11 protein-coding genes and 1 pseudogene are annotated in these 12,417 nt (G+C 40.6%); 6 read left to right on the top strand and 6 right to left on the bottom strand.

Annotated elements, in window-relative coordinates; translation table 11 throughout:
• The first annotated feature begins 20 nt into the window (after positions 1-20).
• The gene (gene map / locus FTT77_RS09125; RefSeq protein ID WP_180109183.1) at positions 21-815 is read left to right on the top strand and encodes a type I methionyl aminopeptidase; all 795 of its coding nucleotides are present in this window, start codon (positions 21-23) and stop codon (positions 813-815) included.
• A 311-nt stretch (positions 816-1,126) separates the two neighbouring features.
• Here the strand turns inward: map and FTT77_RS09120 are convergent, their stop codons facing one another.
• Positions 1,127-2,041: a LysR substrate-binding domain-containing protein gene (locus FTT77_RS09120; RefSeq protein ID WP_180055915.1), complete on the bottom strand. Its 915-nt coding sequence runs from the start codon at positions 2,039-2,041 to the stop codon at positions 1,127-1,129.
• Between the two features lie 279 nt (positions 2,042-2,320).
• On the opposite strand from FTT77_RS09120, the gene FTT77_RS09115 reads away from it, so the two are divergent.
• Positions 2,321-3,232: a LysR family transcriptional regulator gene (locus FTT77_RS09115; protein WP_180059718.1), complete on the top strand. Its 912-nt coding sequence runs from the start codon at positions 2,321-2,323 to the stop codon at positions 3,230-3,232.
• Positions 3,233-3,366: 134 nt separating this feature from the next.
• Here the strand turns inward: FTT77_RS09115 and FTT77_RS09110 are convergent, their stop codons facing one another.
• Both FTT77_RS09110 and FTT77_RS09105 read right to left on the bottom strand, forming a co-directional pair.
• A complete protein-coding gene (locus FTT77_RS09110; protein WP_180007844.1) occupies positions 3,367-4,275 on the bottom strand; it encodes an alpha/beta fold hydrolase in 909 nt (302 codons plus the stop codon).
• Positions 4,276-4,300: 25 nt separating this feature from the next.
• Positions 4,301-4,840 (bottom strand): PadR family transcriptional regulator, encoded by a 540-nt coding sequence (locus tag FTT77_RS09105; protein WP_180055917.1) that lies wholly within the window; start codon positions 4,838-4,840, stop codon positions 4,301-4,303.
• Between the two features lie 180 nt (positions 4,841-5,020).
• On the opposite strand from FTT77_RS09105, the gene FTT77_RS09100 reads away from it, so the two are divergent.
• From FTT77_RS09100 to FTT77_RS09090, 3 genes are all read left to right on the top strand, one after another.
• On the top strand, positions 5,021-7,045 hold the full coding sequence (locus FTT77_RS09100; protein ID WP_180109184.1) for an NADPH-dependent 2,4-dienoyl-CoA reductase: 2,025 nt from the start codon (positions 5,021-5,023) through the stop codon (positions 7,043-7,045).
• 123 nt (positions 7,046-7,168) lie between these two features.
• Positions 7,169-7,573: a nuclear transport factor 2 family protein gene (locus tag FTT77_RS09095; RefSeq protein WP_078189187.1), complete on the top strand. Its 405-nt coding sequence runs from the start codon at positions 7,169-7,171 to the stop codon at positions 7,571-7,573.
• A gap of 203 nt (positions 7,574-7,776) precedes the next feature.
• Positions 7,777-8,868: a YheT family hydrolase gene (locus tag FTT77_RS09090; RefSeq protein WP_180005104.1), complete on the top strand. Its 1,092-nt coding sequence runs from the start codon at positions 7,777-7,779 to the stop codon at positions 8,866-8,868.
• Between the two features lie 38 nt (positions 8,869-8,906).
• Here FTT77_RS09090 and FTT77_RS09085 read toward each other — a convergent pair whose 3' ends face one another.
• The gene (locus tag FTT77_RS09085) at positions 8,907-10,082 is read right to left on the bottom strand and encodes an MFS transporter (protein ID WP_180007842.1); all 1,176 of its coding nucleotides are present in this window, start codon (positions 10,080-10,082) and stop codon (positions 8,907-8,909) included.
• Position 10,083: 1 nt separating this feature from the next.
• Complete coding sequence (gene dkgB / locus FTT77_RS09080; protein WP_218945807.1) at positions 10,084-10,890, bottom strand: 2,5-didehydrogluconate reductase DkgB; 807 nt, start codon at positions 10,888-10,890, stop codon at positions 10,084-10,086.
• Positions 10,891-11,000: 110 nt separating this feature from the next.
• Here dkgB and FTT77_RS09075 point away from each other — a divergent pair.
• Positions 11,001-11,885, top strand: a pseudogene (locus tag FTT77_RS09075) (LysR substrate-binding domain-containing protein).
• A 112-nt stretch (positions 11,886-11,997) separates the two neighbouring features.
• On the opposite strand, the gene FTT77_RS09070 reads toward FTT77_RS09075, so the two are convergent.
• The gene (locus FTT77_RS09070) at positions 11,998-12,411 is read right to left on the bottom strand and encodes an internalin (protein WP_180005101.1); all 414 of its coding nucleotides are present in this window, start codon (positions 12,409-12,411) and stop codon (positions 11,998-12,000) included.
• Between the last annotated feature and the right edge of the window lie 6 nt (positions 12,412-12,417).

Below are 12,417 nucleotides of genomic sequence, written 5' to 3'. Positions count from 1 at the left end.
TCAAATTTGAGGATATTCAGATGAAAGCTTCCAAAATCACGATTAAAACCGAGCAAGATATTGAAAAATTACGCATTTCAGGTCGTTTAGCTGCTCAGGTTTTAGAGATGATCGGGGAGTATGTCAAGCCGGGCGTGACGACTGAATATTTGGACGATATCTGCAATGATTTTATCATCAACACACTTAAAGTGATTCCTGCCAATGTTGGCTACTATGGCTATACCAAAACCACCTGTATTTCACCGAATGAAGTGGTTTGTCATGGTATTCCTTCGAAAGAAACCGTATTGAAAGATGGCGACATTATCAATATTGATGTTGCCATCATTAAAGATGGTTATTTTGGTGATACCAGTCGTATGTACTATGTGGGTGAGGTTTCGCCTGCGGCTAAAAAGTTAGTCGAAACTACCTACGAGGCCATGGTTGCTGGGATTCATGCAGTTAAACCGGGAGCAACATTGGGAGATGTAGGTTATGCCATTCAACAAGTTGCTCATCGTGAAGGCTACAGCATTGTACGTGAATACTGTGGTCATGGGATTGGTAAGGTTTATCATGAGCAACCGAGCGTTTTACACTATGGTCAACCGGGTCAAGGTGTAATTCTAAAAAAAGGCATGGTCTTTACCATTGAGCCGATGATTAACAGCGGTAAAGCGCGAACTAAAGAGTTAAAAGATGGCTGGACAGTGATTACTGCAGACCGCTCTTTATCTGCACAGTGGGAGCATATGGTGGTTGTAACCGATAGTGGTTTTGAGTTGCTATCTCCATGGCCAGAAGGTACAGGTACATATCCTGCAATCTAAGCTAAATCGCGAATTTAATCCTGAATCTGCTGTATCTAAAGGATTGAAGTTAAATTAAATTGTACAAGTGTATATTTTTTGACTTTAGTCTAATAAGTTGTAGTGTGTATGAGCGTTATAGGTTTTAAGACTAAGAGGTTTTCTCTATAGCTTAATTTATAAGGTTTTGCTTATAACTCTGAAAATCAGTTAGAGCTATTAACGATTTAATAAAGATGTATTTTATTTATATAATATGATTACAGATTCTGCTGTAGTTTCTTAGTTTTTAAGTTTTCGCTTACCCATCACATGGGTAAGCTTTTTTTTGCCTAAAATTTAGCGTGTTCATGTTGGCTGAGTTTTTCAACTAAATAATCAATGAAAACACGTACAGCCGGTAATAAGCCACGACGAGATGGATATACAGCATGGAAAATACCATGTGCAGCTTTCCATTCAGGTAATACATGAACCAAAGCACCTGATTTCACATGATCGGACACAATACTGTCGGGTAATAACACCACGCCACAATCTTGGCAGGCTAGTGCAGCTAACATCGATAGGTCAGAGCCCATTACCGTTGGGTTGACTTTAATTTTTTTCTGATGCTGCTGTGCATCGGTCACAATAATATGTTGATCGAGATGCTCATCCGCCATACTTAATATTTGATGTTGTGATAAGTCTTCGGGCTGTTTGAGTTCACCAAATTTATTCAGATAGGCCTGACTGGCAAATAAGTGCTGCTCAATCGTTTCAAATTTACGAATGACTAAATTCGGGTCATCGTCTAGATTTGAACGTACACGCAGCGCAAGGTCGAAGCCTTCATTAATGATATCTACGCGCCGATTGGTCACCATCATTTGCACTTTGATTTCTGGATATTGCTTTAAAAATTCAGGTAATATTTTGGTCATTTCATTTTGCGCGATGGAAACAGGTAAGCTGACTTTAATTAAGCCGCGCGGCTGTGTGCTGAGATGATCAACCAAATCATGTGCGGCTTGAGCGGCATTCATCATAACTTGTGCATGGCGGTAGATATTCATACCAATATCTGTAACAGCAAAATGTCGTGAACTACGTTGAATCAGGCGGACACCTAAACGTTCTTCTAAGTTATAGACCCGACGACTTAGTTTTGATTTTGGAATATCTGTTGCACGTTCTGCTGCACTAAAACCACCATGTTCGACCACTTGGGCAAAACAATAAAAATCATCTAGATCACTCAGCACTGTTCTTATTCCATATTTGCAACGATTTAGCTAATTAACTTGAATTGTTTCATGAAGTCAATCACGTTTTGTAGTTTTTCATGTGAGAAAGTTGAGTAAAATTGCCAAGACTAAAGTCGGGTTAACCTTGTAATCGTTTCACATTAGCATGACCAAACAATAAATGTGGTGTATACATCTTTTAAATAACCGAATTTGAAGGATGTGATTTGAGTGTCGTCCTGATATATTCAAATAAAAGACCATTATGAAAGAAATTCGACATTAAAGGACAATGTCATGGAATTAAGACATTTACGTTACTTTGTCGCCGTTGTAGAAGAACAGAGTTTTACGAAGGCTGCTGAAAAGCTATTTATTGCTCAACCTCCTTTAAGTCGTCAAATTCAAAATTTAGAAGAAGAGTTGGGTGCACAGCTTTTTGAGCGTGGCAGCCGTCCTTTGAGAACCACCACCATTGGCCGTTTCTTTTATCAGCAAGCCGTGAAATTACTTTCAAATGCAGAAGAAATTAAGCTCATTACGCAGCGGGCCAGTGCTACTGAACGTACCATTAATATTGGGTATGGCGGTTCCTTACTCTGTGGTTTATTACCTCGAATCGTTTATTTGTTCCGCCAGCAATATCCACACTTAAATGTAAATTTAATTGAACTGAGTGCAGTTGATCAGATTCAGGCATTAAAAGAAGGTCGGGTTGATGCATGTTTTAGCCGAGTTCGTGTGTCGGATCAGGCGGTTAAACGTGTGCTATTACGAGAAGAGCCACTAATTGTTGCGGTGCATTCGAGTCATCCTTTATCTTTACAGCAGCAGATTGCATTAAATAATCTCAAAGATGAGCAGATTTTTATCTATCCAGCAACGGATGGTCAAAGTTATGCAACGCTAATCAAGTCGTTGTTTTTAGAATATGGTATGGAGCCGAAACGCTTTAACACTCAAGCAGATTTGCAGCAATCACTAGGCATGGTTGCCGCAGGCGAAGGCATTTGTATTGTTCCTGAATCTGTACAAATTATGCAGTTTAGGCATGTGAATTATGTGAAATTATCGGATAGTGCGGCCATTAGCCAAATTTATTTGATTGTGCGGAATGATGATGAAGGGGAATTGGCACGTCCTTTATTTGATTGTGTTTACCAAGTATATGATTTGGAAGCAATTGAATACGATCGTCGAGTTTTCTAACATTTGTTTTAAAATTAATTTAGATGTTAATTTCGAAATTCAATTTAGAAGCAAACAGTTAAGTAACACTTTCCTTCATACAAAAATAGGCTCAATCTTGAAAGTTTTGAGCCTATTTTTTTTATTTAGTGTTATTAGACCGCTTGTTTTAAAAACTTGGTGACTTCACGGCTAAATTTGACCGGTTCACTGAGCAATGGCGTGTGCCCCGATTTCTTAAAAATGATTTGCTCTGCATTGGTTAGGCTGTCAGCAATAATTTTTTGACCTTGGGCAGGATAGAGGATCGATTTTGCACCTGTGAAAAAAGTTGTTGGTGCGGTGAGTGCTGCAATGGCTTCACGATAATCTTCAGTATGGTTCAAATAGTTTTGAATATACCAATATAAATAGGTCACACTTTGTGAGGGTAACATCAGCTTCTGTAAAGTTGGTTGTTGGTATGCAAAACGGAAAGCGGATAAAGCATAAGGATTGCTATTTTGTAAGTCTATGAATCTTAACCAAGCGTCGACCAGACCTTGACGGTCATGTTTATTCATCTGCTGTGCAAATGGCACGGAGAGGTTGGTTGCAAGTACCTTCGAGATGTCTTCTAAAATACTTAAAAACTCATTGTGGCGTTTGCCATATAAACCATATTGCCAATCTGCATCTACTCGTATTTTAGGGGTTTGATCGATGTGTAAATAGCGTTTAATTTTTTCAGCAAACTGACCGTATTTTAAACCGTGCATGGTGGTCGTTGCCCCCATGGAGTAGGCAATCACCGTGATTTTATCGTAACCAAGCTGGGAAACTAAGCTGTCAATATCTCGCCAATGGCTTGAAATGGTGTCCGTATTTGGAATTTGACAATGTTTAGAGCCGCCAAATCCACGCCAGTCTGGAATGATAAATTTAAAATGCTTTCGGTGTTGATATAGAAAAGGGTGCCATTGCCAACTTTGCATGCCCAGTCCAGATAAAACCAGGATGGGTTCTCCTTGACCATATTCACGAACATACAGTTGTTGTTGATCTGGCATTGTATAGTGTGGCATGCGGCTTCCTATTTATTTTTTTGTTTTAGCGATTAAATTTATGCAACTGTGGAATGATGGTTTCGAGCCATTTGATCCAACCGATTTCCAAATCTATCCCAAGCTGTAAAATCATTTTATGAATGTACAAAGTACGGTCTTCATCATGCGCATGTGCAAAGTCTTTTGCAAAAATAGACTGGTACACTTTTAGTTTTTCTTTGTGAATGTCTAGATGGCGCTCTAATTCGGGTAATACGCCATTTGTACCCAGCTGAGCTTCTGCACGTAAACGAACCATCAACTCTTCACGTAACTGAGCCGGAGGGCTTTGCTCAACCATCCAATTGGCTAATTCAACACGTCCAAGCTGTTCAACTTGGTAGGTTTTTTTACGGGTTGTACTGTGGTCATCTTCAATGGTGCTGATCCAGCCTTTTTGCTGCATGCCACTGAGTTCACGGTAGATTTGCTGATGTGTTGCATTCCAAAAAAAGCCCATAGAGCGGTCAAAACGGCGTGCAAGGTCAATTCCTGTACTCGGTTTTTCAAGTAAGCTCGTCAGTAAAACATGGGCTAAAGACATATATGGCTCAGTCAAAATAGTTTTGTACTTTTTATTATGCAACATGTTGCATAAAAATCAAATCTCGCATATAAATTAGTGCAACAAGTTGCAAAAGCTTGTGTGCGTAGATGGAAATAGAAAGCTCGTATACAAGTGAAGATAAAAATAGCCAGCTTTTCAGCACGCTAAGGAGAAAAAATGTCAAATTATCCAAATTTATTGGCACCACTAGATTTAGGTTTTACAACGCTAAAGAACCGTGTATTGATGGGTTCTATGCATATCGGCCTTGAAGAAGCACCGGGTGGCTATGAACGCATGGCTGCTTTTTATGCAGAACGTGCGAAAGGTGGTGTAGGTCTGATTGTAACCGGTGGTATTTCTCCCAATGATGATGGTGTGACATTTGCTGGTGGTTCAAAATTAGACTCTTTAGAAGAAGCAGAAAAACATAAAGTGATTACGCAGGCGGTACATGATGCTGGCGGTAAAATTGCGATGCAGATTTTGCATACAGGTCGTTACTCGTATCAAGCCAATAATGTTGCACCTTCATCTATTCAAGCACCAATTAACCCAGTAAAACCGCAAGCTTTAAGCACAGCAGACGTCGAACGCACGATCAATGATTTTGCCAAATGTGCTCAGTTAGCACAGACAGCGGGTTATGATGGTGTAGAGGTCATGGGGTCAGAAGGTTATTTAATTAATGAGTTTATTGCTGCACGTACCAACCACCGTGATGATGAATGGGGTGGCAGTTATGAAAACCGGATTCGTTTTCCAATTGAGATCGTGCGTCGTACGCGTGAATTAGTCGGTGAAAATTTTATTATTATTTACCGTCTTTCTATGCTGGATCTGGTTGAAGGTGGTTCGACTTTCGAAGAAGTTGTGCAACTTGCAAAAGCCATTGAAAAAGCCGGTGCAACTATTATCAATACCGGTATTGGTTGGCATGAAGCGCGTATTCCGACCATTGCAACCAAAGTGCCACGTGCTGCATTTACATGGGTGACCAAGAAGTTAAAAGGTCTTGTGAATGTTCCTTTAATCACTTCAAACCGTATTAACACCCCTGAAATGGCTGAACATGTTCTTGCATCAGGTGATGCAGATATGGTGTCCATGGCACGTCCAATGTTAGCTGACCCATGTTTTGTGGAAAAAGCAGAACAAGGGCGTAGTGATGAAATTAATACCTGTATTGGTTGTAACCAAGCCTGCCTAGATCATATTTTCTCAATGAAAATTGCAACATGTTTGGTTAACCCTCAAGCCTGCTATGAAACTGAACTGATATTTAAAGAATCTGCACAGGTGAAAAATATCGCTGTGATTGGTGCGGGACCTGCGGGTTTAAGCTTTGCAACTTATGCAGCAGAACGTGGTCACAATGTAACGGTTTTTGAAGCTTCAAGCCAAATTGGTGGGCAGTTTAATATTGCGAAAACGATTCCTGGTAAAGAAGAGTTTTATGAAACGCTGCGCTATTTCAAACGCAAAATAGAACTATTGCCTCAGATTAAATTGGTACTGAACCATACGGCAACCTATGAAGAATTAGCTCAGTCTGAGTTTGATGACATCGTGGTGGCGACGGGTGTAACACCGCGTCAGTTAGATATAGATGGTATTGATCATCCAAAAGTATTGAGTTATTTACAAGTTTTACGTGAGCGTCAACCAGTTGGCAAACGTGTAGCGATCATTGGTGCAGGCGGTATTGGTTTCGATACGGCTGAATATTTAACGCATGAAGGTGAAAGCGGTAGCCTCAATCCTGAGAAATTTTATGATGAATGGGGAATTGATACCACTTATGCGCAAGTCGGTGGCTTGAAACATCCAGACGTCGAAGAATCGCCGCGTCAAGTGTATTTATTGCAGCGTAAGGCTAAATCGGTCGGTGCTGGCTTAGGTAAAACCACGGGTTGGATTCACCGTACAGGTTTGAAACACCGCGATGTGAAAATGATTGCGGGTGCAAGCTACGATAAAATTGATGATCAAGGTTTGCATATTACCGTTGATGGTCAACCACGTATTTTAGATGTTGATCATGTGGTGATTTGTGCAGGTCAGGAATCCTATACCGCGATGTATGAACAGCTACAAGCAGATGGAAAAAATGTGCATCTGATTGGTGGCGCGAAAGAAGCGGGTGAGTTAGATGCTAAACGTGCCATTCGTCAAGGTGCAGATTTGGCTGCGGTGATTTAATCAGCCTCATACTTAACCACGACAACTACATTCAATTTAATATGCAGTTGTCGTGCTTCCTCTCCATTTTGAGAGGAGTTTGAGGATAGGGAAATGATTCATCAACAAAAAAAGGACATAAACATGACTATTGAAATAACAAAAAAATCTGTTGCACGTTGGCACGAAATGCTCGACACACGGGATATGAATATTTTAAATGAACTCTTGGCAGAGGATGTGGTGTTTCGTTCACCTGTCGCGTTTAACCCATATCCAGGTAAGCCTGTAGTAACTTTTATTTTGACCAATGTGATTCAAATTTTTGAAAATTTTACCTATCACCGTGAGTTTTACTCAGAAGATGGTTTAAATGTGGTGCTTGAGTTTTCTGCCAATGTTGGCGAGAAAAAATTAAAAGGGATCGACATGATTCAGTTTAATGAACAAGGACAGATGATTGATTTTGAAGTCATGCTCCGTCCGAAAAGTGGCTTGGAAGCATTGGCGGCGAAAATGGGTGAGCGCATTATGCAATATCAGCCTTGAATCTGCTGATTTTTAAATGCTCATCACAGAATGATAAAAAGCATGATGGATATTGTCATGCTTTTTGCTTATGAGGTTTAAGTAAACAAATATTGCTAGTGAGATATGGTTTTGTAGATACGTTTGTTTAATGGGCCTTGTTGGTCAAAGTGAAAAGATTGAAATGATTTGCTGTAGTGCGAAGCGAGGTGAAGGTAAGGTCAATGAATAATGTGATGCATAAAGGGCGTCTGGCTCTTTTAAATTTTGTAGATCATGCCATCGGTGCGGAAATACCACAGCTTTATTATCATCCTGAAGGGCAAATGCAACATGTGCTGCCGAAGTTAAAGCAACTACATGAAAAATATCGTCCTACGCCTTGGCTGTCGAATACCCATGCACATTTACTGTATTTTGATGTCATTAAAAAGCGTCAAGTGAAGCTTAAATATGATGCCATAGAGCAGCTAACCATGGCTGATGGTGGAATCACAGCCATTGCATGGTTGGGTTTGGATTTACCTGCGGATGTGCCAACTGTGGTGCTCATGCATACGATTACGGGAACGCCTGAAAGTATGCGAGAAGTGGTTCGGGATCTTCATCTATATACAGGTTGGCGCATTGCGCTATGTTTAAGACGCGGTCATGCCAATTTACCTATGCCTGTTGCCAAAATAAATTTATTTGGTTCAACCGATGACCTGCGTGAACAGATTGCCTTTATTCAGCAGAAATTTCCCGAATCGAATTTATTTGGCGTCGGTTCATCTGCAGGAACGGGGTTATTGGTCCGCTATTTAGGCGAACAAGGTGAGGAAACACCACTTAAAGCGGCTTTTGCTTTATGTCCGGGCTATGACACCGAGCTTGGCTTTAAAAATGTCCATCCTTTTTACAGTAAAATGATGACCAAGAAGCTCTTTCAGAAATTTGTAGAACCCTATTCTGCAACATGGTCAACGACTCCATCTATAATTGAAGTCCTAAAAAGTAAAGATCTGGCGCAGTTTGAACGTACATATTTTCAAATGGCGGGTTTTACTGATTATGAAAGTTATGCCAAATCCACCAACCCAATTTATGTATTTGAAAATCTTAAAATTCCTTTGATGATTTTAAATGCCGAAGACGATCCTATTTGCCACATTCAAAACTTTGAGCCCTATAAAGAATTAATTCGTTCTTTGCCGAATGTGGTGGTGGTGACCACCAAAAAAGGCAGTCACTGTGGTTATTATGAAGGTCTTGTTGATACCCATTCATGGGCAACCAAATTGATGGCAGATTTTTTAAAGTTATATGCGAACTAAAAAATAGCCTACTTTGGATAGGCTATTTTAAGTGTGTGTTACTCGGCTTGTGCGCAACATGCAGTTGTTTGAGGTTTAAGCTTCATCTGTATCAATACTAAAATCAACGCTATAGCACTCAATGTCGCTCCTGTATAAGATACTGCAGCATAGCTTAGGTTGAGATTTAGCACTGCGGCACCTGCAACAGCGCCCAAAGCATTTCCAAGATTAAATGCACCAATATTCACTGAAGAAGCGAGGCCTGGTGCATCGTGAGCGACTGTCATAACACGCATTTGTAAAGGTGGTACAACGGCAAAGGCTGCTGCTCCCCAGATGATTAATGCAATCGCCGCGCCAATGGTGGTTGTTGCTAAAATTGGAAATAACAGCATCATCAGCATGAGTAAGACTAAAAAGCCAATCAAGGTTTTATCTAGAGACTGATCTGCAAACTTACCACCGAAATGGTTACCAATTGAAAATCCGATCCCGATTAAGACCAACATGAAAGTGATAAGCTCAGGGCTTGCATGGGTAAAGACTTTTAAGCTCGGTGCGATATAGGTATAGAGCGCGAACATAGCTCCAGCACTCATTACCGTGGTGAGCAGTGCTAAAACAACAGGCATGCGTGTTAATACTTTTAACTCTGCTCGTACATCAGGTTTTTCGGTCTGTTGCTGATGATGTAGTGCTTTCCATAATGCCAACATGGTGATGATGCCCAGTAAGGTAATAGCGGCAAAAGACATACGCCAACCGATATTTTGCCCCACCCACGTTGCGAGTGGCACGCCGCCAATATTGGCAATGGTCAAGCCCATAAACATCATAGCAACGGCACTGGCTTGTTTATCTTTCGGCACAACACTCGCTGCAACGACAGAACCTAAGCCAAAAAATGCCCCATGATTTAAGCTAGTCACCAAACGTGCCGCCATTAAACCGAGATAATTGGGTGCAATCGTTGCCAAAATATTACCGATGGTAAAGATTGCCATTAGTAAAATAAGGGCAGTACGTTTAGGAAAACGTGCTAACCATAAGGTCATTAATGGGGCACCAATCATGACGCCAACGGCATAGGCACTAATCAGTAAGCCCGCTTGAGGAATGGAAACCGATAAATCTGCTGCGATTTCAGGCAAAAAACCCATCGGTGAAAATTCTGTTGTGCCAATTGCAAAAGCACCTACGGCTAATGCAATTAATGGAAAATTGAATTTCATATTAAATATCCCACACTGGAGCAAGTTCAGGTGGGTTCACTTCACGTGCATTTCTGTCTAGTGTGGCAATGGCCTGCATCTGTTCTGATGTTAAATGAATGTCTTGAGCTTTTAAGTTACTGGTTAAATGTTCACGTTGGGTTGACGATGGAATTACGGCATAACCCTTTTGCAGCGCCCAAGCGAGTGTCACTTGTGCAACTGAAGCTTGGTGTTGTGCTGCAATATCAGAAAGTATTGGGTCATTTAGCACTTTGCCATAAGCCAAGGTCATATAAGAGGTGACATCAATATTTTGCTGTTTTAAGTAAGTCGCAAGTCGTTCATTTTGAAGATAAGGACTCAGTTCAATTTGATTGGTTGCAATCTGCTCAGCACCTATACTGTCAATAGCTTGTTGAGTAAGCTCAATATTAAAATTAGATACACCAATATATTCAGTCAAACCTTGTTTTTTTGCCTCAAGTAAATGTCCCATTAATTCTGGAATATTGACTCCAAGTGCAGGTGCAGGCCAATGAATAAGTGTGAGGTTAACTGCATCTGTCCTTAATTTAATTAAGCTGTCTTTTAGACTGGGTATCAGTTTGTCGGCAGCATAATTTTCAGTCCAAATTTTCGTGGTTAAGAAAATATCAGCTCGATTGACCTGACTTTCATCGATTGCTTGGCCTACTTCTGCTTCATTACCGTAGATTTGTGCGGTGTCTACAGCACGATATCCAACTTCTAAGGCAGTTTTAACAGAATGAATGACAGTGTCACCTGTCAAACGGAAGGTGCCGACACCAAATTGAGGAACAATCATCAGGAATTCTCTTTTTTTGAGTTGATGCTATTGTGCTGCTAATTTTATTGAAGAAAAATGCATGAGTTTGGAATATATTATTGATTAAAAATCACGAATTCGAATATGCAATGAAATCGACCATTGAGGAGCTTCAGGCTTTTACTGTTATTGTAGATAGCGGCTCTATTATCAAAGCAGCAGAAAGACTGGATTAAACAGCATCTGGTGTCAGCCGTGCATTACAGCGTCTGGAATCTAAATTAAATGTAACCCTGTTGGAACGAACAACCCGCAAAATTAAGCTGACGCAAGAGGGGCAATTATTTTTAGCTAAAACACGGCGGATATTGAATGATTTGAGTGAAGCGGAAGATTCTCTGCTGAAATTAGATGCAGATACTTCGGGGTTGGTGCGGGTCGATTCTGCGATTTCGTTTATTCTGCATATGATCGTTCCCTTGATACCAGAATTTAATGCACGTTATCCGCATATACAGATTGAATTGGTGAATCATGATCAAGTGATTGACTTATTAGAGCATAAAGCAGATGTCGCAATTCGCTTTGGAAAATTAAGCGACTCCAGTTTGCATGCAAAACTTATCTACAAGAGTCGACTGTGTTTGGTGGCGAGTCCTGAATATCTTCAGCAGCATGGACGACCGCAAAATGCTGATGAGCTAACAGCACATGCTTTACTTGGATTTAGTCAAATTACCCATATGAATACTTGGCCGTTCCAAGTCGCAGGGAAGCCCCTGACGATCCGACCCAACATCAAGGCATCAAATGGTGAAACACTACGGGAGCTTGCGATTCATGGGATGGGCATCGCTTGTCTTTCGATTTTTATGTTAGAAAAAGATATTGCAGAAGGGCGATTGGTACAATTTTTAGACGATCAAATTGAACCGCATGAACAGCTTATTCATGCTGTCTATTATCAACAAGAGCATTTACCGAAACGTGTTCGTTTATTTATTGAATATTTAGCTGAAAAATTACAAGAATAGTTGTGAGAAAAAACAGTGCATCGTCGGGTACAGATTTTTATTTACATAGAAACAATAAAAAACCCGACTTTTGCCGGGTTTTTTTGATCATTTGTTTGATAAAACTTCGATCTTAGTTCTCTAAGGCTGGTGTTGCAGCAGCAATGGCAGCGGCAACGGCGTCATCTTCAGACTGTGCAGAACCAGAGTTTTGTTTAGGTTGAGCAGCTTGCGCAGGTTTTTCTGCTGCTTTAGGTGCTTCTGCTTTTGGAGCAGGAGCTTCTGCAGGAGGAGTAGGTTCACGACGAATTTCAGTTGTTGTATTCGGTGTTTCTTCACGAATCACTTCAACTTGCTGCTGAGTCGGTTCTTCAACAACTGGTTGTTCTTCAACTGGTTCTAATTGTGTAGGTACAGATACTGTTGGTTCAGATGCTGCAACTTCAACCTGTTCCTGTTCTTCTTCTTTTGGTGCTTCTTTTTTTACACATGCTGTAAGAAGTAGACCTGTTGCGATTGCACCGCAGATTAAAAGTTTCTTATTCATAATTAC

Source organism: Acinetobacter sp. YH01010 (assembly GCF_013420775.1).
Lineage (GTDB): Bacteria > Pseudomonadota > Gammaproteobacteria > Pseudomonadales > Moraxellaceae > Acinetobacter > Acinetobacter amyesii.
Note: the sequence above shows the minus strand (reverse complement) of the source record. Positions and strands in the feature narration are given on the sequence as shown.